The sequence below is a fragment of the Intestinimonas timonensis genome (genome assembly GCF_900626145.1).
GTDB classification, from domain to species: Bacteria; Bacillota; Clostridia; order Oscillospirales; family Oscillospiraceae; genus Intestinimonas; species Intestinimonas aquisgranensis.
The window spans coordinates 1,950,165-1,970,074 of the sequence record NZ_LR130817.1 but is presented as its reverse complement, the minus strand read 5'-3'; the positions used below and the strand labels follow the sequence as shown (position 1 = coordinate 1,970,074).

20 protein-coding genes are annotated in these 19,910 nt (G+C 61.0%); 17 read left to right on the top strand and 3 right to left on the bottom strand.

Annotation, left to right across the window (positions count from 1 at the left end; all coding sequences use genetic code 11):
• Positions 1-340 precede the first annotated feature (340 nt).
• The 12 genes from ftsY to rpsU all read left to right on the top strand — a co-directional run bounded on the left by ftsY (position 341) and on the right by rpsU (position 12,232).
• Positions 341-1,207, top strand: a complete 867-nt coding sequence (gene ftsY / locus E0E29_RS16555) for a signal recognition particle-docking protein FtsY (RefSeq protein WP_130850742.1) — start codon at positions 341-343, stop codon at positions 1,205-1,207.
• Positions 1,208-1,258: 51 nt separating this feature from the next.
• Entirely contained in the window at positions 1,259-1,975 is a 717-nt protein-coding gene (gene rph / locus E0E29_RS16550) for a ribonuclease PH (RefSeq protein WP_130850741.1), read from the top strand.
• Between the two features lie 3 nt (positions 1,976-1,978).
• Positions 1,979-2,578: an XTP/dITP diphosphatase gene (locus tag E0E29_RS16545; protein ID WP_130850740.1), complete on the top strand. Its 600-nt coding sequence runs from the start codon at positions 1,979-1,981 to the stop codon at positions 2,576-2,578.
• Between the two features lie 18 nt (positions 2,579-2,596).
• On the top strand, positions 2,597-2,914 hold the full coding sequence (yhbY, locus tag E0E29_RS16540) for a ribosome assembly RNA-binding protein YhbY (protein WP_130850739.1): 318 nt from the start codon (positions 2,597-2,599) through the stop codon (positions 2,912-2,914).
• A gap of 559 nt (positions 2,915-3,473) precedes the next feature.
• The gene (nadD, locus tag E0E29_RS16525; protein ID WP_130850738.1) at positions 3,474-4,688 is read left to right on the top strand and encodes a nicotinate (nicotinamide) nucleotide adenylyltransferase; all 1,215 of its coding nucleotides are present in this window, start codon (positions 3,474-3,476) and stop codon (positions 4,686-4,688) included.
• A complete protein-coding gene (locus tag E0E29_RS16520; protein ID WP_130850737.1) occupies positions 4,688-6,247 on the top strand; it encodes an LCP family protein in 1,560 nt (519 codons plus the stop codon). The genes nadD and E0E29_RS16520 overlap by 1 nt, the downstream gene beginning before the upstream one ends.
• Positions 6,248-6,359: 112 nt before the next feature.
• Entirely contained in the window at positions 6,360-7,871 is a 1,512-nt protein-coding gene (locus E0E29_RS16515; RefSeq protein WP_130850736.1) for an LCP family protein, read from the top strand.
• Positions 7,872-7,892: 21 nt separating this feature from the next.
• The gene (gene rsfS / locus E0E29_RS16510) at positions 7,893-8,252 is read left to right on the top strand and encodes a ribosome silencing factor (RefSeq protein WP_130850735.1); all 360 of its coding nucleotides are present in this window, start codon (positions 7,893-7,895) and stop codon (positions 8,250-8,252) included.
• Positions 8,253-8,430: 178 nt separating this feature from the next.
• Positions 8,431-8,961: a helix-turn-helix domain-containing protein gene (locus E0E29_RS16505; protein ID WP_165449942.1), complete on the top strand. Its 531-nt coding sequence runs from the start codon at positions 8,431-8,433 to the stop codon at positions 8,959-8,961.
• A gap of 9 nt (positions 8,962-8,970) precedes the next feature.
• A complete protein-coding gene (locus tag E0E29_RS16500) occupies positions 8,971-9,261 on the top strand; it encodes a hypothetical protein (RefSeq protein ID WP_130850733.1) in 291 nt (96 codons plus the stop codon).
• A 185-nt stretch (positions 9,262-9,446) separates the two neighbouring features.
• Positions 9,447-11,882, top strand: a complete 2,436-nt coding sequence (leuS, locus tag E0E29_RS16495; protein ID WP_130850732.1) for a leucine--tRNA ligase — start codon at positions 9,447-9,449, stop codon at positions 11,880-11,882.
• A 167-nt stretch (positions 11,883-12,049) separates the two neighbouring features.
• The gene (gene rpsU / locus E0E29_RS16490) at positions 12,050-12,232 is read left to right on the top strand and encodes a 30S ribosomal protein S21 (RefSeq protein ID WP_050618074.1); all 183 of its coding nucleotides are present in this window, start codon (positions 12,050-12,052) and stop codon (positions 12,230-12,232) included.
• A gap of 47 nt (positions 12,233-12,279) precedes the next feature.
• On the opposite strand, the gene E0E29_RS16485 is transcribed toward rpsU, so the two are convergent.
• Positions 12,280-13,053 (bottom strand): glycoside hydrolase family 18 protein, encoded by a 774-nt coding sequence (locus tag E0E29_RS16485; RefSeq protein WP_130850731.1) that lies wholly within the window; start codon positions 13,051-13,053, stop codon positions 12,280-12,282.
• Between the two features lie 83 nt (positions 13,054-13,136).
• Here E0E29_RS16485 and E0E29_RS16480 point away from each other — a divergent pair, with 83 nt between their 5' ends.
• The 5 genes from E0E29_RS16480 (at position 13,137) to E0E29_RS16460 (ending at position 16,823) form a co-directional block, all read left to right on the top strand.
• Positions 13,137-13,646, top strand: a complete 510-nt coding sequence (locus tag E0E29_RS16480) for a YqeG family HAD IIIA-type phosphatase (RefSeq protein WP_130850730.1) — start codon at positions 13,137-13,139, stop codon at positions 13,644-13,646.
• Between the two features lie 4 nt (positions 13,647-13,650).
• Positions 13,651-14,511, top strand: a complete 861-nt coding sequence (locus E0E29_RS16475) for a TIM barrel protein (RefSeq protein WP_130850916.1) — start codon at positions 13,651-13,653, stop codon at positions 14,509-14,511.
• 34 nt (positions 14,512-14,545) lie between these two features.
• Entirely contained in the window at positions 14,546-15,610 is a 1,065-nt protein-coding gene (locus E0E29_RS16470; RefSeq protein ID WP_130850729.1) for a M24 family metallopeptidase, read from the top strand.
• 125 nt (positions 15,611-15,735) lie between these two features.
• Positions 15,736-16,302, top strand: a complete 567-nt coding sequence (gene efp, locus E0E29_RS16465; RefSeq protein WP_130850728.1) for an elongation factor P — start codon at positions 15,736-15,738, stop codon at positions 16,300-16,302.
• A 56-nt stretch (positions 16,303-16,358) separates the two neighbouring features.
• Positions 16,359-16,823: a CD1247 N-terminal domain-containing protein gene (locus E0E29_RS16460; RefSeq protein ID WP_130850727.1), complete on the top strand. Its 465-nt coding sequence runs from the start codon at positions 16,359-16,361 to the stop codon at positions 16,821-16,823.
• A gap of 124 nt (positions 16,824-16,947) precedes the next feature.
• Here the strand turns inward: E0E29_RS16460 and E0E29_RS16455 are convergent, their stop codons facing one another.
• Both E0E29_RS16455 and E0E29_RS16450 read right to left on the bottom strand, forming a co-directional pair.
• A complete protein-coding gene (locus E0E29_RS16455) occupies positions 16,948-19,149 on the bottom strand; it encodes a bifunctional metallophosphatase/5'-nucleotidase (RefSeq protein WP_130850726.1) in 2,202 nt (733 codons plus the stop codon).
• A 163-nt stretch (positions 19,150-19,312) separates the two neighbouring features.
• Positions 19,313-19,903, bottom strand: a complete 591-nt coding sequence (locus tag E0E29_RS16450; protein ID WP_130850725.1) for an MBL fold metallo-hydrolase — start codon at positions 19,901-19,903, stop codon at positions 19,313-19,315.
• Between the last annotated feature and the right edge of the window lie 7 nt (positions 19,904-19,910).

Below are 19,910 nucleotides of genomic sequence, written 5' to 3'. Positions count from 1 at the left end.
TGTGGCAAACATCTGGGAAGGACTACTGTGGAATACTGCCCCTACTGTGGAAAAAGTTTGCGATGACCGGAGAAATGGTATGAAAAAGTTTCATATTGACCATCAAAACGTCCGAAAGATCGCAGGTGTGTTGTACGGTATAGGGATAGTGCTGGCGCTGCTAAGTCTTATTTGGCCAGTGCCCCCGCTTCCGGGGGTACTGTTGATATTGGCTGGCCTCGTGGTCATGCTGCTGTATTGGCGCTGCCCAAACTGCGAGAGAATACTGCCCCTTCGAGAGTGGAACATCCAATACTGTCCCTATTGCGGGGGTAAATTATAAAGCAAGAGGAAGAAATATATGGGTTTTTTTGACAAAATTAAAAAGCTGAACATCTTTGCGGGCTTCTCTGCCATTGACGACGATTTTTACGATGAACTGGAGGAGACCCTTATCCTGTCCGACATGGGTATGGATACCACCCTCAAGGCGGTGGAGGAGCTCAAAAGCCGAGTAAAGAGCGAGAAACTCAAGGACAAGGAAGAGGTGCGGAACTGTCTGCGCCGGGTGCTCCAGGACATGCTGACGGTGGGGGACCAGGGCCTGGACCTCTCTACCCGCCCCTCTGTGATCCTCTTCATCGGGGTCAACGGCGTGGGCAAGACCACCACCATCGGCAAACTGGCCGCCACCCTGAAGGCCCAGGGGAAGAAGGTCCTCCTCTGCGCCGGTGACACCTTCCGGGCCGCCGCCGCCGACCAGCTCACCATCTGGTCTCAGCGGGCCGGGGTGGAGATCGTCAAGCAGCACGAGGGGGCCGACCCCGCCTCGGTGGTCTTTGACGCAGTGAGCGCCGCCAAGGCCCGGAACAGCGATGTCATCCTGGTGGACACTGCCGGACGGCTCCACAATAAACAGAACCTGATGAACGAGCTCAATAAGATCTCCCGCATCATCGACCGGGAGCTCCCCGGCTGCGCCAAGGAGACCCTGCTTGTGCTGGACGCCACCACCGGCCAGAACGGTCTCATCCAGGCTAAGCAGTTCCAGGAGGCCGCCGGCGTCACCGGCATCGTCCTCACCAAGCTGGACGGCACCGCCAAGGGCGGTATCACCGTGGCCATCGCCGACACCCTCCAGATCCCCGTGAAGTATGTGGGTCTGGGCGAGGGCATCGAGGACCTGCGGCCCTTCGACGCCGAAGGCTTCACCGAGGCGCTGGTGTAATCCATCACATAATAACGGCCATACGGCCTTGATTTTGGAGGAATCAAAAATATGGCGAGAATCGACGGACGGGCCTGGGATCAGCTCCGGCCCATTGAGATCACTCCCGGCTTCAACAAATTCGCGGAGGGCTCCTGCCTCATCCGCTGCGGCAACACCATGGTGCTGTGCACCGCCTCTGTGGAGGAGAAGACGCCCCCCCACGTCCCCGAGGGAGAGGGTTGGGTCACCGCGGAGTACTCCATGCTGCCCCGGGCCAACCGTGAGCGGAGCAAGCGGGACATTGCCAAGCTGAAGCTCTCCCCCCGGTCGGCGGAGATCCAGCGCCTGGTGGGCCGTGCCCTCCGGGCGGCGGTGGACATGAAGAAGCTGGGGGAGCGCACCATCAACATTGACTGCGACGTGCTCCAGGGGGACGGCGGCACACGTACCGCCAGCGTCACCGGCGGCTATGTGGCCCTGGCCCTGGCGGTGAAGAAGCTGATGGCCGACGGCCTGTTGGCCGAAAACCCCATCATCACTCCGGTGGCCGCCATCTCCGCCGGCATCGTGGAGGACCAGCTGCTGCTGGACCTGTGCTATGAGGAGGACTCCTCTGCTCAGGTGGACCTCAACTGCGTCATGACCGGCGAGGGCGGCATCGTGGAGCTCCAGGGCACCGGCGAGGGCCGTGCCTTCACCGTTCAGGAGCAGCGGGATCTGGTGGACCTGTGCGCCAAGGGCATACGGGAGGTCATGACCTTCCAGGCCAAGGCGCTGGAGGGCTGAGCTGTGAAAGTGGTGCTTGCCAGCAAGAACCAGCACAAGCTGGTGGAGATGCGGGACATCCTCTCCGCCCAGGGGGTGGAGGTGGTCCTGGAGTCCGACGTGGGTGTGGACGTAGATGTAGAGGAGACGGGGACCACCTTTGAGGAGAACTCCCTTCTGAAGGCCAAGGCCGTTATGGAGGCCAGCGGGCTCCCCGCCATCGCCGACGACTCGGGCCTGTCCGTGGACGCCCTGAACGGTGCCCCCGGTGTCTACTCCGCACGGTATGGCGGGGAGGGCCTAGACGACGTGGGCCGGTACCGCCTGCTGCTGGAGAACATGCGGGGACAGCTGGACCGGAAGTGCAAATTCGTCTCGGTTATCACCCTGTGCATGCCCAACGGTGATGTCATCACCGCCCGTGGAGAATGCCCCGGCACCCTGGCCTACGCCCCCCAGGGGGAGAACGGCTTCGGCTACGACCCCATCTTCTTCGTGCCGGAGAAGAAAAAGACCTTCGCCCAGCTCAGCCCCGAAGAGAAAAACGCCATCTCCCACCGGGGAAATGCGCTGAAGCTTTTTCAGCAGAAGCTGGCCGACTATCTGTCCGGCCAGAGCAAATAAAACAGATAAGGAGATATTATGGATCTGACAAGCAAGCAGCGGGCCCAGCTTCGGGGCCTGGCCAACGGAATTGACACCATCCTCCACGTGGGCAAGGACGGCCTGGGGGACAACCTCATCAAGCAGGCCGACGACGCTCTGGAGGCCCGTGAGCTCATCAAGGGCAAGGTGCTGGAGAACTCCATGCTCACCGCCCGGGAGGCCGCCGAGGATCTGGCCAAAGCCACCCGCAGTGAGGTGGTCCAGGTCATCGGAACAAAATTCGTGCTGTATCGTCAAAGTCACAATAAGGATAAGAAGGACCGTATTGTGCTAGTGAAGGACAAGCGCGGCTGACGAATTTTGTTCCCCGCCGCGTCTGCGGCGTGCAAGCAGTCCAGCGGACTGCTTGGCGCAAGGCGGGATTCACTCCCGCCGCGCAGGTGAAGTGATAAAGGGGGTCCCCACAGGGCTTTGCCCTGTGGGGGAGACAAAATTCGTGCTGTATCGTCAAAGTCACAATAAGGATAAGAAGGACCGTATTGTGCTAGTGAAGGACAAGCGCGGCTGACGAATTTTGTCCCCCGCCGCGTCTGCGGCGTGCAAGCAGTCCAGCGGACTGCTTGGCGCAAGGCGGGATTCACTCCCGCCGCGCAGGTGAAGTGATAAAGGGGGTCCCCACAGGGCTTTGCCCTGTGGGGGAGACAAAATTCGTGCTGTATCGTCAAAGTCACAATAAGGATAAGAAGGACCGTATCGTGCTGGTGAAGGACAAGCGACAGAACGGATTTTTTCTAAAAGCCGAAAACGATTTCACGGTCCGGAGCGTCTATAAAAGTATCCATACGGACCGGACGCCAAAAAGCCCACACAGCGGAATCTTGGAAGAACAGTCGAGGAAAGAGGAGTGTTCACAATGAAGATCGGCGTGTATGGCGGAACCTTTGACCCGCCCCACCTGGGGCACATGGAGGCGGCCCGGGCAGCGGCCGCGCTGCTGGAGCTGGACAAGATCCTGTTCGTACCGGCGGCCATCCCACCACACAAGGCGCTGCCGCCGGAGGCCGTGCCGGCGGAGGACCGGCTGGCCATGACGGCCCTGATGGCGGACGGTGTCTGTCTGGAGATGGGGCGGCCCGGCCTGGCCAAGGCTGACGGCCTGGAGCTCTCCCGTCAGGGCAAGAGTTATACGGTGGATACCCTGGAGGAGCTGCGCCAGCGCTATCCTGACGACGAGCTGTGGCTCCTCATGGGGACGGACATGTTCCTCACCCTTCAGAACTGGCGTGACCCGGAGCGGATCACTGCTCTGGCCGGTATCGCCGCCTTTGCCCGGCGGGAGTCGGACGCGGGGGAGATGCTGAAGGTCCAGGGACAATACCTCCAGGAGCGTTTCGGCGCCCGGGTAGCGGTGGTGGAGCTGCCCCAGATCATTGACCTCTCCTCCACACAGGTCCGGGCCATGCTGGACGCTGACCGGGCCCAGGTCCGGGACGCCCTCTGGTGTCAGGTCTACGGCTACATCCTGCGAAACGGACTATACGGTGTAGACGCTGACCTGAAGCACCTGGACGACGACGATCTCCGCTGCGCATCCCTTTCCATGGTGAAGGCCAAGCGCATTCCCCACATCCGGGGCTGTGAGGAGGAGGCGGTGCGGCTGGCGGAGCACTGGGGCGCCGATCCCCATCTGGCCCGCCGGGCGGGCATCCTCCACGACTGCACCAAATATCTGGAGCTGGATGAGCAGTTGGCCCTGTGCGAGCAGTACCACATCCAGCTGGACGAGCTGGAGCGGGTGGCGGTAAAGCTCCTCCACTCCAAGACCGGTGCCGCCATCGCCAGGCACGTGTTCGGTGAGCCCGAGGAGGTGTGCAACGCCATCTACTGGCACACCACCGGCAAGGCGGACATGGACCTTCTCTCCAAGGTGCTCTATCTGGCCGACTACATCGAGCCCTCCCGGGCCGACTTCGAGGGCCTGGAGGAGCTGCGGCGGCTGGCCTATACGGATATGGACAAGGCCCTGCTTCTGGGCTGTGAACTGACCATCCAGGATATGGAGGAGCGTGGGGTGCCGGTACACACCAATACCATCCAGGCGCGAGATTTCCTGAAAGGACGGACCTGATGAACCCGGAGAAAGAGAACAAGAAGGGCGGCAGACACCTGCTTAAAAAGGGAGAGCAGAGTCAAAAGCCCCCAAAACAGCCGAAAAAGCCCCTGACGCCCAAGCAAAAGGCACTCCGGGCGGTCTATCTCATCATCACCATCCTGGCCGCCCTGGTGGTGGTGGTCTTCGCGGTGTCCCGCTTCCTGTTCGTCAAGCCGGAGATTCCCGTCAAAACAGACCCCAAGCCCACGGAGAGCAGCGCCCCGGTGGAGTCCACCGAGACCCCGGAGATCACCGGAGACGAGGCGCCGGACCTAGCGGCGGCAGGCCGGAAGGAGGACTATTACACCTTCCTGCTAGTGGGCCGGGACACCGGGGGCGGCGGCAATACCGACACCATCATGGTGGTCTCCTACGACGTGAAGAATCAGGAGCTCAACGCCATGAGCATCCCCCGGGACACCATCGTCAACAAGTCCTGGGACATCAAGAAGATCAACTCGGTCTACAACTATGCCGGAGGTGGGGATAAGGGCATGGCGGCCCTGATGGACACCGTGTCCGACACCATCGGCTTTGCCCCTGATTTCCACATCGTGGTGGAGTGGGAGGCGGTGGGCAAGCTGGCCACCGCCATCGGCGGTGTGGACTTCGACGTCCCCGTAGACATGAACTACGACGACCCCACCCAGGACCTCCACATCCACATCAGCAAGGGCTTTCAGCATCTGGACGGGGAACAGGTCATGCAGGTGCTCCGGTTCCGCAAGAACAACAACGGCGCTCCGGGGATCTATGCCCAGGGAGACATCGGCCGCATCCAGGTCCAGCAGGACCTGCTGATGGCCATTGCGGACAAGCTGCTCCAGCCCTCGGTGGTGGCCCACATCCCCGACCTGGTGGATATTTTTATGGAGAACGTGGAGACCGACCTTACCATCCCCAATCTGCTGTGGCTGGCCAAGTCGGCCATCCAAGGTGGGCTGCGGACGGACAGCGTCAGCTTTGTCACCATGCCCGCCAACTACAACGGCTATTTCTGGAGTTACAGCATCGGCCGCAACGAATCCTATGTCTTCCCTTATGCCGATGAGATCGTGGAGCTGGTCAACGAGGACTTCAACCCCTACCTGACCGATGTGACCAAGGCTAACCTGGATATTGTCTATAAAAAATCGGATGGCTCCATTGCTGCTACCGGCGGGTCACTCAAGGACAGTAAGGCCAATGCGGCCTATTATGACTCCCTGAAGCCGGCGGAGACGGAGACTCCTGATGAGACCGAGACGCCGGCAGAGACGGAGACGCCCATGGAGAGTCCTCTGCCCAGCCAGAGCGACACGCCCACAGAGAGTGTACCGCCCACTGAAACGCAGTCGCCTACGGAGACGCCGGCAGTTTCTGAGTCCCCCGCAGGGACCGGAACGCCGGAGGAGACCACTCCTCCGGCCAGTACTGCTCCCGTCGAGACGGAGGTCTCCTCCCAGGCTCCGGCAGAGACTTCCTCTGAAGAATCTCAATCTCCCGGTGACATCGGGATTCCGATCTTTACGCCGCCAGAGGTGCCGGCCGCCTGAGGGAGATGGTTGCATTTTCAAAGAAATTGTGGTATCTTACAGGACGAATCGCGAGAAATCAGTCCCAATTTGACGGCGTATGGACCGGGGACACTGTGAAAGGACGACGCACATGACCTCAGAGAGAGAACAGAAAAAGGGCGGCAGCCGCCTGGCAGGCAGTTTGGAGCCGAAGCCCCCGAAAAAGCCGCGCAGGAAGCTCACCCCCAAGCAGAAGGCGATGCGGACGGTGTATATCATCGTCACCGTGCTGGCCGCCCTGGTGGTGATTGGCTTTGCGCTTTCCAGGCTGCTGTTCGTCAAGCCGGATGTTTCCCAGAGCGGTGGACGGCCCGAACTGTCGGCAGGTGAAGGGACAGAAGGAGAGCTGGACACCGAGACGCCCAGCGTGTACGGCAGCGGCCGGAAGGAGGACTTCTTCACCTTTCTGGTCATCGGCCGTGACACGGGCGGCGGCGGCAATACCGACACTCTGATGCTGGCGTCCTATGATGTACCCAATCAGAAGCTCAACGTCATGAGCATCCCCCGGGATACCATGGTCAATGTGTCCTGGGATATCAAGAAGATCAACTCGGTCTACAACTACGCCGGCGGCGGAGATGACGGCATCGAGGCGCTGGACAAGGAGATCAGCCAGCTGGTGGGCTTTGTCCCCGATTTCCAGGTGGTAGTGGAATGGGAGGCCGTGGGCGAGCTGGTGGACGCCATCGGCGGTGTGTGGTTCGATGTGCCCCGAAACATGAACTACGACGATCCCACCCAGGACCTCCACATCCACATTGAGAAGGGCTATCAGCTCCTGGACGGCGAGGCCGCCATGGGGGTTATCCGCTATCGCCACGACAATGACATGCGCTACGGCTACCCTGACGGTGATTTGGGCCGTATCAAGACCCAGCAGGCTTTCCTGAAAGCGGTGGTGGAGCAGTGCCTTCAGATCAAGAATGTGACTAAGATCCAGCAGCTGGCCGAGGTCTTTAACAAAAACGTCACCACCAACCTCTCCGTTCAGAACCTGTTCTGGTTTGGCCAGCAGGCCATCTTCGGCGGTCTGGACATAGAGAATGTGAACTTTGTCACCATGCCCTGCACCAACAAGTCCGTGTGGAGCCGCAGCTATGGCAACATGCAGTCCTACGTGGTGCCCAACACCGACGAACTGGTGGACCTGGTGAACGAGTGCTTCAATCCGTACCTGGAGGATCTGAGCTCCAAGGAACTGGATATCATGTACGTCAATTCCGACGGCACCATCGGTTCCAGCACCGGCCGCCTGGAGGACACCACTCACAACTCCCTGGTGAAATCCCAGTCGAGCCGGCCCAGCACCGACCCGGAGCCTGTGGAGAGTGAAACGCCGGTGGAGACCGAGACAGCGGCGCCGGAGGAGACAACTGCTCCGGAGACCACGGAATCCCCGGAACCGTCCGTCGTGCCCAGCACCACGCCCGATGCGGGAAGCGGGGAGAGCACCGCGCAGCCGTCCGAAACACCGGAGGCGTCCACAGAGCCCAGCACTCAGCCCTCCGAGACGCCGGTGGCCACACCCACCCCCGCACCTACCACTGTCCCTGAGACGGACAGTCAGGATGGCCCTCCCGAGGGTATCCCTATTTTATAATGGAAAAAGGAGAGAACGTCTATGACGTCTAAGGAAATGGCACTGACCATCGCCGGAGCCCTGGACAGTAAGAAGGGCTTGGACATCAAGGTCCTGGAGACCGGCGCCCTCACCACCCTGGCCGACTACTTTGTCATCTGCACCGCCACCTCCACCACCCAGGTGAAGGCCCTGGCCGACGAGTGCGAGAAGGTGATGAAGGAGCACGGCGAGCTACCCCACCACATTGAGGGACACCGGGGCGGCACTTGGATCCTTATGGATTTCTCCTCCGTGGTGGTCCACCTCTTCATGGACGAGGCACGGCAGTTTTACGATCTGGAGCGGCTGTGGAAGGACGCGGCGGAAGTAGACCTGAGCGATATCCTGAAGCCCAACTGAGGGCGGTTGAAAAAACGTCGGTGGGCGTCCCGGAAAGATTTTCGGGACGCCCACCTTTCCATTTTTGAACAGAAATATCGGGATGCAACCGCTGGTTGCGCACATTCCAAGGCAGCTTGGTGGACAAAACCACACGCTGCCTGCTATTCTGGGTCCTGACGGAAGGGAGGCTTGCCCCATGACATTGGGAGAAAACATCGCCCGCCTGCGTGCGGAAAGACGGCTGTCCCAGGGTGATCTGGCCGACGCCCTGGGGGTATCCCGGCAGTCGGTATCCAAATGGGAGACCGACGCTTCGGTGCCCGAACTGGACAAGCTGGTCCGGCTCAACGAGCCCTTCGGCGTGACCCTGGACCGGCTGGTGAAGGGAGAGGCGGCGGACAAGGACGAGGAACCAAAACAGGAAGTCCCGCCGCCGGTGAAGGCGGAGGAAACCCACAATGTCTCACTGGCTCGGACAGTGGCGGGGGGTGTGCTGCTGGCGGTGGGCGCTTTGGGGCTGGTTCTGCTGCTGCTCTTTGCAGGGCTGGAGGGCCTGCTGTTGGGGCTCTTCTTCATGCTGCCCCTGGTCCTATGGGGGATCATCTGCCTCCGGGCCCGGAGCCGGGTGGGGCTGTGGTGTGCCTGGGCCATCGTTCTTCCCCAGCAGGTCTATTGGACCTATGCCACCGGCCTCACCTGGAGAGTGGTGCGGTGGACGGCACAGTAGACGCCGGAAATGAACTATGTGCGCCTGGCCGTGGCATGGGTCATGCTGGTGGTGCGTTTGGCTCTGCTGGTGTCGACCCTGTGGTCCTTCCGGCGGGTACGGCTCACACTGAAACCAACCACCGTGGCCCTGGCCGTCCTCCTGCTGGCGGCAGCGGTATTGTGGGGATGTGTCCACTTGCCGGACCTCCACGGCATGGAGAGTCTCCTTCGGGGACTTGGCGAGGGAGTGAGTCTGGCTGCCTTCACTGGAGGATCCGGGCTCCTGATGGCGCTTTATCGGGGAAGAAGCGCAAACTAGAATCCAATACCGGACGGTCGCCGCTGACCGTCCAGTATTTTTTCAGCGCGCAAATGGGAGAGACAGGGAAAAAACGGCGGCGGCCCTTGCAATCACTGTGGTTATCGGATATAATAGTACGGATTTCTACCGATACTTGCCGAAGCGTCCGCTTCGGCGCAGAAATAGAGGGAAGTGTGATCGCTTTGAAGTACGATTTCGCAAGCATCGAGCCCAAATGGCAGAAGAAGTGGCAGGAAGAGGGGACCTACAAGACCCCTGACCACAGCGAGAAGCCCAAGTTCTATGCGCTGGTGGAGTTCCCCTACCCCTCCGGCCAGGGTCTGCACGTGGGCCACGCCCGGCCCTATACCGCCATGGACGTGGTAGCCCGGAAGCGCCGTATGGACGGCTATAACGTGCTGTTCCCCATGGGCTACGACGCCTTCGGTCTGCCCACCGAGAACTACGCCATCAAGAACCACATCCACCCCGCCAAGGTGACCCACGACAACATCGCCAACTTCACCAAGCAGCTGCAGATGCTGGGCTACTCCTTTGACTGGGACCGGGTCATCAACACCACCGACCCCAGCTATTACAAGTGGACCCAGTGGATCTTCCTCCAGCTGTGGAAGCACGGCCTGGCCTACAAGACCACCATGCCCGTGAACTGGTGCACCTCCTGCAAGTGCGTGCTGGCCAACGAAGAGGTGGTGGAAGGCGTGTGCGAGCGCTGCGGCTCCCCCGTCATCCGCAAGGAGAAGAGCCAGTGGATGCTCAAGATCACCGAGTACGCTCAGCGCCTCATCGACGACCTGGACGACCTGGACTTCATCGAGCGTGTGAAGACACAGCAGAAGAACTGGATCGGCCGCTCCACCGGCGCCGAGGTCACCTTCAAGGCCACCACCGGCGAGAACATCGTGGTCTTTACCACCCGGCCCGATACCCTCTTCGGCGCCACCTATATGGTTCTCTCTCCCGAACACGCCCTGGTGAAGGGCTGGCTGGAGAACGGCGTCCTGAAGAACGCCGACGACGTGAAGGCCTATCAGGCCGCCGCCGCCTCCAAGTCCGACCTGGAGCGCACCGAGCTCAACAAGGAGAAGACCGGCGTGTGTCTGGACGGCGTGAAGGGCGTCAACCCGGTCAACGGCAAGGAGATCCCCATCTTCATCTCTGACTACGTTCTGGCTACCTATGGCACCGGTGCCATCATGGCTGTCCCCGCCCACGATGACCGTGACTGGGAGTTTGCCAAAAAGTTCGGCTGCGAGATCATCGAGGTGGTCTCCGGCGGCGAGGACGTGCAGAAGGCCGCTTTTACCGCCAAGGACGAGACCGGCATTCTTGTGAACTCCGACTTCCTCAACGGCCTCACCGTGAAGGACGCCATCCCCGTCATCACCAAGTGGCTGGAGGAGAAGGGCATCGGTAAGGCCAAGGTCAACTATAAGCTCCGTGACTGGGTCTTCTCCCGTCAGCGCTACTGGGGTGAGCCCATCCCCATGGTGTGGTGCGACAAGTGCGGCTGGCAGCCCCTGCCCGAGGACCAGCTGCCCCTGCTGCTGCCCGACGTGGAGAGCTACGAGCCCACCGACGACGGCGAGAGCCCCATCTCCAAGATGACCGACTGGGTCAACACCACCTGCCCCTGCTGCGGCGGTCCCGCCAAGCGCGAGACCGACACCATGCCCCAGTGGGCCGGCTCCAGCTGGTACTTCCTGCGGTATATGGACCCCCACAACGACAAGGCCCTGGCCAGCAAGGAGGCCCTGGACTACTGGTCCCCCGTGGACTGGTACAACGGCGGTATGGAGCACACCACCCTCCACCTGCTGTATAGCCGGTTCTGGCACAAGTTCCTCTACGACATTGGTGTGGTTCCCACCAAGGAGCCCTACAAGAAGCGTACCTCCCACGGTATGATCCTGGGCGAGGGCGGCGAGAAGATGTCCAAGAGCCGCGGCAACGTGGTCAACCCCAACGATGTCATTGCCGCCTATGGTGCTGATACTATGCGCACCTATATCATGTTCATCGGTGACTTTGAGAAGGCCGCCGCCTGGAGCGACAATGCCGTGAAGGGCTGCAAGCGCTTCCTGGACCGTGTGTGGAACCTCTCCGAGCAGGCCACCGACAGCATGGAATACAGCGCCGCCAACGAGGGCTGCATCCACCGGACCATCAAGAAGGTATCCCAGGACATCGAGGCTATGAAGTTCAACACCGCCATCGCCGCCCTCATGGCCATGGTTAACGACTTCTACGCCAACGGCTGCTCCAAGGGCGATTACAAGGCCCTGCTGCTGCTGCTCTCTCCCTTTGCTCCCCACATGGTGGAGGAGCTGTGGGAGACCATGGGCTACGCCGCCGAGACCGGCGCTATGGCCTGCCAGCAGTCCTGGCCCGTCTATGACGAGAGCAAGACTGTGGAGGCCGAGGTCACCCTGGCCGTCCAGGTGGGCGGCAAGCTGAAGGGCACCGTCACTGTGCCTCTGGACAGCGATGACCAGACCTGTGTGGACGCCGCTCTGGCTCTGGACAAGGTGGCCAAGATGCTGGAGACCATGCAGGTGGTCAAGACCATTGTGGTTAAGAATAAACTTGTGAACGTGGTCATGAAGCCTAAGGCCTGAATATGGGTCTCGTACCTTTTTCCACCGCTTGTGGAAAAAGAGCACGGACACGGCGGAATTGACCTCTTGACAAGTACCGCAGAATTGCATATAATACTACTGTTAAAGCCATAAATATGGCCCTTTATGTGGTGGTTCTCCCATCACTTCGGAGGGAGGGGAAATAGATGTCGGAAGTCCATGTGAGAGAAAACGAGTCTCTGGAGAGCGCTCTGAAGCGTTTTAAGCGTAGCTGCGCCAAGTCCGGAGTGCTGGCTGAGGTGCGTAAGCGCGAGCACTACGAGAGTCCCAGTGTCAAGCGCCGCAAGAAGTCCGAGGCCGCCCGTAAGAACCGTAAGAAGTTCTATTGATGCGCATAAAGCCCAGCGCCGTAAGGCGCTGGGCTTTCGTATTTTTTTCAGCCTAATATGTCCGGCAGGAGGTCGGACACCTCGGGGTAGAAGAACAGTGCCCGGTCAATGCCCATGGCCTCGGCCAGCCGCAGCTTTTTCCGGATGGAGCCGGCATCGTCGAAGAGGACAAAGTGGGCGCCGCTCTGCCGGTTCATGTAGGTGAAATATCGGGCGCACAGCTCATCGGAGAAGAAGATGGATGGGGAGAGCTCTTTCCGCTTGGCCGCCAATTCCTCCCGGGTGAGGGGGCGGCCCTGGCCGTTGGGGGAGGGGAGGAAAAAGTCCTCCGCCGACCGCTCCACCGCCAGAGCCACCCGGCCGGTTCCGTAGCGCTCCGCTGCCTCACTGAGCCGCTGCCGCAGGCTTCCGCCGGAGAGAGCGGTGGGGATCAGGACACGGCCGGTGGCAGTATGGCGGCCATAGGGCTCTGAGACATAAAAGCTCCGGCTCTGCCGGGCCAGCATGGGCCCCAGCTGGGTTACAATGGCGGCGAGCAGGGGGAGGTTCCGGTCAAAGGCGCAGATGATGCCCCCGAAGCCACGGGCGGAACACTCCCGGACCACCTCCTGACAGAAGGTGTCAGGAGTGCCACGGCCGTCAAAGCCGCTGTCGTCGATGTACATGAGTCCGCCCCGCACCGGGATGGGCAGGTTGGACCGGAACAGGTGGGGGCCTCCCCCCACCCGGTAGGCCACGTGAGCCAGCGTGAGGCCGTAGGTCTGAGCCGCCGTCACATCCTCCGGCGGGACGGCCAGAATCAGTTGGGATCTCGTTCCCATGCGCATTGCTCCCCCTTGTCCATTTTGTTGGAAACTGGTATAATGCAGTCTATGCGGACAAGATCAGTTTCATGAGGTGCAGCATGGCTTTTTCTCTTATCCCGGACGGGGTCTATCCCTCCATCTATCAGATCGACGGCAAAGCCCTGGCCGAGCGGGGGATCACCCTGCTGCTGGCCGATCTGGACAACACCCTGGCCAAATACGGCCAGCCGGAGCCCGACCCGGCCCTTCTGGCCTGGAAGGATGATTTGGCTACAGCAGGGGTGGACCTGTTTCTCCTCTCCAATAGCCGTAAGCCCAAACGGCCGGAGCATTTTGCCAAAGCTCTGGGTATCGCCTTCCTGGGCCATGCGGGCAAACCCAAATCCGGTGGCTTTCTCCGAGCCATGGAGCAGATGGGGCGCACCAGTGCCCAGACGGCCATGGTGGGAGATCAGATCTTTACCGATATTCTGGGTGCCAAGCGGACGGGGGTGCTTGCCCTCATGGTGGAGCCCATAGAGCTGGCTGGCAATCCCGGCCGCTACCTCCGGTATGCCGTGGAAGAGCCTTTCCGGGCTCTGGGACGGCACCGGACGAGGAAGGAGTGATCGTATCAGCGTACGATTTGGACCCGCTGGGCAGGCGGAAAACTATAAGGGTAAGAGTTCGGTCAAATACCCCGCCTGGCTGGCGGAACGGGGGCTGGACGCCTTTGAATACCAGTGCGGCAAGGGGGTCAACATAGGAGAGGAGACGGCCCGGGCCGTGGGCGAAGCCGCCAAGGTCAGCGGCATCGCGCTCTCCCTACACGCCCCCTACTTCATCAACCTGGCCAATCCCGACCCAGAGAGCCTGAAGAAGACCACAGGCTACATCCTATCCGCCTGTCAGGCGGCAGACTGGATGGGGGCGACGCGGGTTACCGTCCACACCGGTGCCCTCATGAAGCGCACCCGGCGGGAGGCCCTGGACATCGCCCTCAAATCCCTGCGGGAGGTTATCGTGGCCTGTGACGGGGAGGGTTTTGGACACATTACCCTGTGCCCTGAGACCATGGGCAAGATCAACCAGCTTGGGGATCTGGACGAGGTGCTGGAGCTGTGCCAGCTGGATGAGCGGCTCCTCCCCTGCATTGACTTTGGTCACCTCTACGCCCGCTCCCTGGGGGAGCTGGAGGGGCTGGAGGCCACAGTGAAGATGCTGGACCGGGTGGAGGAGCTGTTGGGTCCCGACCGGGCCAGCCGTTTCCACAGCCACTTTTCCAAGATCGCCTTCACCCCCAACGGCGGGGAGAAGGTCCACCTCACCTTCGACCAGGAGGACTTCGGTCCGGACCCGGCGCCACTCATGGAGGAGCTGGCCCGGCGGGACTGGAGCCCCACCATCATCTGTGAGTCGGCGGGTACCCAGGATGTGGATGCCCTGACCATGAAGGAGCTCTATCTGGAATACATCGGCAAAAAAGCCCTGTGATCATACAAAATCAAGACGAAAGGAAGTCTTTGTTATGAACCATCTCAAAGCCATCGCAGCTAAGCTGCCGGAGTACGGCATCGACGCCATGCTGCTCAACAGTGAACCCGGCGAGTTCTACGCCGTGGGCTTCCACGGTGAGGGCAACGTGGTGGTGACGCCGGAGGCCTGCTACTACTTCACCGACTCCCGTTACATTGAGGCCGCCAACGACCTCATCACCGGGGCGGAGATCACCATGACCGACCGGAACCGGAACTACCGGGCCATGGTCCAGGAGGTCATCGACAAGCACGGCATCCAGAAGCTGGGCTTCGAGGAGGAATACATGTCGGTGTCCGCCTTCCACGTGTGGGAGGAGGGCCTTACTGCCGCCCTGGTGCCCGCCCAGAAGTTAGTGAATGACCTCCGGGCCGCCAAGGACGAGGAGGAGATCGCTCTCATGATGAAGGCCCAGGAGATCACTGACAAGGCCTTTGACGAGATCTGCAAGTTCATCCAGCCCGGCATGACCGAGCAGGAGATCGCCGCCAAGCTCCAGTACGATATGCTCCGCTTCGGCGCCATGCGCATGTCCTTTGACCCCATTGTGGCCTCTGGTCCCAACGGCAGCAAGCCCCACGCCATCCCCGGCGAGCGGAAGGTCCAGAAGGGCGACTTCATCACCATGGACTTCGGCTGTGTCTACGGCGGCTACTGCTCCGACATGACCCGCACCGTGGCCCTGGGCGAGCCCACTGAGGAGATGAAGAAGGTCTACCAGATCGTGCTGGAGGCCCAGCTGGCCGGTATCGCCGTCACCAAGGCCGGCGTCCCCGGCAAGAGCATCGACGCCGCCGCCCGCAAGGTCATCGAGGACGCCGGCTACGGCGAGTACTTCGGTCACGGCTACGGCCACAGCGTGGGCATTGAGATCCACGAGTCCCCCAACGCCAACACCCGGGACGAGACCCTGTTGCCCGTGGGCGCCGCCGTCTCCGCCGAGCCGGGCATCTATCTGCCCGGGAAGTTCGGCGTCCGTATCGAAGATGTGACGGTTTTGACCGAGGACGGCTGCATCGATATCACCAAATCGCCCAAAGAACTGATCATTCTCTGAAAGTAGGGGAAAACCCCTTGCAAATCCGGGAATATTAGGGTAAAATAACTTAGATAATTCATGGGCAAGGGGCCATTGCGCCCCAACGTGGAAAAACAGATGCTTCTTTTGGAGGATGAGTACCAATGCCTATTACTGCCAGTGATTTCCGTAACGGCGTGACCTTCGAGATGGACGGTCAGGTCATGCAGGTCGTGGAGTTCCAGCACGTGAAGCCCGGCAAGGGCGCCGCTTTCGTGCGGACCAAGATGAAGAACGTCATGACCGGCGCTGTCACCGAGACCTCTTTCAACCCCACCGCCAAGTTCGAGACCGCCTACGTGGAGCGCAAGGACATGGAGTACAGCTACAACGACGGCGACCTGTACTACTTCATGGACCCCGAGACCTACGACCTGGTCCCCGTGAGCAAGGACACCCTGGGCGACGACTTCCGCTTCGTCAAGGAGAACATGCCCTGCAAGATCAACAGCTACAAGGGCAAGATCTTCATGGTCGAGCCCCCCACCTTCGTGGAGCTGGAGGTCACCGAGACCGATCCCGGCTTCCGCGGCGACACCGCCACCAACGTGACCAAGCCCGCCACCTTGGAGACCGGCACTGAGATCAAGGTGCCCCTCTTCATCAACCCCGGCGACAAGATCAAGATCGACACCCGGTCCGGCGAGTACCTGGAGCGCTGCAAGAAATAAGTCTTGGATCCCGATAACCAGGCCCTTTGTGGCCGCATGGATAAGGAGAGTTTATTATGACGATCACCGAGAAGGTCGCTTATCTGAAGGGTCTGGCCGACGGCCTCGCCATCGACACCGAGAAGTCCAAGGAGGGTAAGCTGATCTCCGTCATCATCGACATCCTGGAGGAGATGGGCATGTCCATCGAGGACCTGGAGGAGAACACCACCGCCCTGGGCGAGGAGCTGGACGCCGTGTCCGACGACCTGGCCGATGTGGAGGAGATCCTCTACGAGGACGATGAGGACGAGGACGAAGACGAGTGCTGCTGCGGCGAGGATGACGAGGACGACTTCTTTGAGGTCGAGTGCCCCAACTGCCAGGAGCCCCTGGTCATCGATGAGGATGTGCTGGAGGCCGGTGTCATCGAGTGCCCCAACTGCCACAGCCAGTTCGCCGTGTCCGACGACTGCGACTGTGACGATGAGGACGGCTGCGGCTGTGACTGCGGCTGTGGTCACGACCACGACGAGGAGTAAGCCTCAGATCTGATTTTCTAAGTGCCCGCCCGGTTTGACCGGGCGGGCACTTTTCGTCTGTGGAGAAAAAAGGAACCGGCCTGCCGCAGTGAGCGGCAGGCCGGTTTTTCACTTCTGGACCGTGTTACTTGGTAGCGATGTTGAGGACGCCGTCGGTGACGGTAACGGTGGCACCCAGCAGGGTGGCCAGGCCCTCAGCGGTGACGCAGTAGTTGCCAGGATTCAGGAGGGCGGCGGGGACCTCCACGGTCTGGACGTCCACCTGGGCGGACAGGGTGGTCTCCACGGCGGCGGGGGACATGTTGCTGTCGGTCACGGCCTCGGCGGTGTAGGTACCGCCCACAGTGAGGACCACGCCGTTGTCCCAGGACACGTCGAAGGCGGCGGCGGTGCCCTTCACAGCGAAGGCGATGTCACGGAGACGGTAGTAGGTGACGGCGCCGTCAGCAGCTTCCACGGTGTAGGTGAAGGCCTTGCCCACGGCGGTGCCGTCCACGCTGATGTTGTTGGCCTGGGCAGCGGCGTTGGCCTGAGCCTCAGTCACCAGGGCGTCGTAGTCGGCCAGGTTGTAGCTCTCAGCATAGGGAGGATCCAGCAGGCCGTCGTTGATGTAGCCGATGATCTCAGCCCGGCGGGGATCATCCTCGTTCAGGTCCACGCCCACGATCTTCCAGTTGTTGTCTACCTCGGGGGCCACGGGGGAGTGCTCGGCAAAGTAAGCCACGATCATGTCGCGGATGGAGTTGGAGGACTCCCACTCCTTGGTGCCGGAGACGAGACCCTCGCTCTTCAGAGCGGAGGAGTAGCGGTAGTTGTTCACAGCCAGAGTCAGAGTCTGATCGTCCTGGAGGGGTTCACCCTTGAACATGACGTTCTTGATGCGCTCACCCTTGGGCTGGGACAGGTCGATCTCGTACTCCACGCCGGCAAACATGTCGTAGAGGTAGTCGGGGTACTCGGGATCGAAGGAGATGTTGATGTCCCCTTCCTTCCACTGGTTGTAGCACTCGGCGGACCACTCCATGTAGGCCTTCAGCTCGGCACCGGTGACGGTGACCCGGTAGAGGGTGTTGTCGAACTTGTAGATGTCAAAGATGTTGCCGTAGTTGATGTCGCCCTCGGGCAGGTCGCTGGTGTCCTTGAAGAGAGCGGCGGCGGAGACGTCGGCGCCGGAGTTCTCCAGCTGGACCTTGTTGATGAGGTCCATGACGGCGGTGTCCATGACGCGGCCGGCGGGGATGCCGCGGATCTCGTTCTCGGGCTGGAACTTGGCGGTGGTGGAGCCCAGCGGAGGCAGAGGCTCGCCGCTCTCATCGGTGCCGCCGGCAATGTAGTCGATGGTCTTCTGATGGGCCTCAGCCACCAGGGGAATGTCCCGAATCTCCTGGCTGGGGGTCACATCGGTCATGTCCACCACTTCCACAGTGGCGTCCACAACGTTGTTGTCGGCATCCAGGGTGAGGTCGAAGCGGGCAATGTCACGGCCGCCATTGCGCACGCCTCCGATGACCACGTCGCCCTGCTTCTCATTGACCACCACGTGGTTGTGAGCTACCTGGAGCACGTCGATCTCCGGGTTGTCATCCAGGATCTTCTGGGCGGAGTCGGAGCCGCCCTCCTCGTCGAACTCGGCGTACATGCCCATGTGGGCGGAGACCACGATCACGTCGGCCTGGTCGCCGATCTCGTCGATGGCCTTGCCCACGGCCACATTGGCAGCCTCAAAGGTGGCGCCTTCGATGCCCTCCTTGCCTCCGTCCCAGATGGGCACGTCGGGGGTGACCACGCCGATAATAGCCACCTTCACGCCGTCCCGCTCAACGATGGTCCAGCCGGCGCCGGTGACCAGCTCGCCCTTCTCATCGGTGACGTTGGCGGCCAGCACGGGGAACTCAGCCTGGGAGAGGATGGTCTGCATGGTGGGGATGCCCCAGTTGAACTCGTGGTTGCCCAGAGTCATAGCGTCATAGCCCATATAGTTCATGGCGGCGATGACGGGATGAGGCTCCTCGGGGGTCTTGTTGTAGAGGTCGTCGGTCATGATGGTGCCCTGGATGTCATCACCGGCGTCGATGAGAATGGTGTTGGGGTTCTCAGCCCGCACCTGCTGGATGTAGGTGTACAGGCGGGCCATACCGTTGTTGGCGGTCTCGGCGTTGTCCTCGTAGGAAAAGCCCCAGATATTGCCGTGCATATCCGAGGTGCCCAGGATGGTGATATGCTTCTCACCGGTGTCGGCCTCGGCGGCCAGGGCAGCGGCGGGGAGCATGGATGCCGCCATGCTCAGGGTGAGCAGGATCGGCAGCAGCCGTTTTCCGAGCTTCATCTTTCTGATTCCTCCTAATCATTCCATAAATTGCGGGTATGGGACAAAATAATTTTATCATTCTCCCCCAAAAAAGACAATAGGAAACCTGTATTTTACATAATACTGACAAAAGGATGAAAAACCGGCCGCCCATGACGGGCGGCCGGTGACATATGCGCTTTTAAAGTTCAATGCTCTGACCGTGCTCCAGAAGCACCTTGCCGGAACAGGAGAGCCGGTCGGCCTGGGTGCGGTTGTACTGGTAGCTGGGATCGGTGTGGATGGGGATGGTGTGCTTGCCGCTGATGCGCTTGGCGCAGGTGCTGGCCTCGGCGGGGTCCATGTTGTAGACGCCATCCACCGGCAGGAGGACCCAGTCCAGCTTCCGGGGCGCTAGGACGCTCATATGGGGCATGGTGGAGGTGTCACCGGCGTGGTAGAGGGTGATGCCGTCCATGGTGAGGATGTAGCCCACGCACTCCTTGGGGTCGTGGTTGCGGTTGCCAGCAGGGACGGTCTGGATGTGGACCCCGGCGGCATCGAAGTTGTGGTACTGGCCGCCGGCCAGGGCATCGGCAGAGCGGATGACCACGCCGTCGGGCTTCATTGTCACCTTGCTCAGGTCGTTGTGGTCCCCGTGTTCGTGGGTGATAAGCACCAGGTCAGCAGGCAGGTCGTAGCCCTCGCCGGCAAAGGGGTCGATGTAGATGACCGCCCCGGCCCGGGTGGTGATGCGGCAGCTGGCGTGTCCCTGAAAAAGCAGTGTTGCCATGGTAATA

Excerpts from the sequence above, each read along its gene's own strand:
- E0E29_RS16500 (WP_130850733.1), top strand. The coding sequence starts at position 8,971 with ATGAACTATGTGCGCCTGGCCGTGGCATGGGTCATGCTGGTGGTGCGT.
- E0E29_RS16520 (WP_130850737.1), top strand. The coding sequence starts at position 4,688 with ATGAACCCGGAGAAAGAGAACAAGAAGGGCGGCAGACACCTGCTTAAA.
- nadD (WP_130850738.1), top strand. The coding sequence starts at position 3,474 with ATGAAGATCGGCGTGTATGGCGGAACCTTTGACCCGCCCCACCTGGGG.
- yhbY (WP_130850739.1), top strand. The coding sequence starts at position 2,597 with ATGGATCTGACAAGCAAGCAGCGGGCCCAGCTTCGGGGCCTGGCCAAC.
- E0E29_RS16450 (WP_130850725.1), bottom strand. The coding sequence starts at position 19,903 with ATGGCAACACTGCTTTTTCAGGGACACGCCAGCTGCCGCATCACCACC.
- rpsU (WP_050618074.1), top strand. The coding sequence starts at position 12,050 with ATGTCGGAAGTCCATGTGAGAGAAAACGAGTCTCTGGAGAGCGCTCTG.
- rph (WP_130850741.1), top strand. The coding sequence starts at position 1,259 with ATGGCGAGAATCGACGGACGGGCCTGGGATCAGCTCCGGCCCATTGAG.
- efp (WP_130850728.1), top strand. The coding sequence starts at position 15,736 with ATGCCTATTACTGCCAGTGATTTCCGTAACGGCGTGACCTTCGAGATG.
- E0E29_RS16485 (WP_130850731.1), bottom strand. The coding sequence starts at position 13,053 with ATGGGAACGAGATCCCAACTGATTCTGGCCGTCCCGCCGGAGGATGTG.
- E0E29_RS16455 (WP_130850726.1), bottom strand. The coding sequence starts at position 19,149 with ATGAAGCTCGGAAAACGGCTGCTGCCGATCCTGCTCACCCTGAGCATG.
- E0E29_RS16480 (WP_130850730.1), top strand. The coding sequence starts at position 13,137 with ATGGCTTTTTCTCTTATCCCGGACGGGGTCTATCCCTCCATCTATCAG.
- ftsY (WP_130850742.1), top strand. The coding sequence starts at position 341 with ATGGGTTTTTTTGACAAAATTAAAAAGCTGAACATCTTTGCGGGCTTC.
- E0E29_RS16470 (WP_130850729.1), top strand. The coding sequence starts at position 14,546 with ATGAACCATCTCAAAGCCATCGCAGCTAAGCTGCCGGAGTACGGCATC.
- E0E29_RS16460 (WP_130850727.1), top strand. The coding sequence starts at position 16,359 with ATGACGATCACCGAGAAGGTCGCTTATCTGAAGGGTCTGGCCGACGGC.
- E0E29_RS16515 (WP_130850736.1), top strand. The coding sequence starts at position 6,360 with ATGACCTCAGAGAGAGAACAGAAAAAGGGCGGCAGCCGCCTGGCAGGC.
- E0E29_RS16505 (WP_165449942.1), top strand. The coding sequence starts at position 8,431 with ATGACATTGGGAGAAAACATCGCCCGCCTGCGTGCGGAAAGACGGCTG.
- rsfS (WP_130850735.1), top strand. The coding sequence starts at position 7,893 with ATGACGTCTAAGGAAATGGCACTGACCATCGCCGGAGCCCTGGACAGT.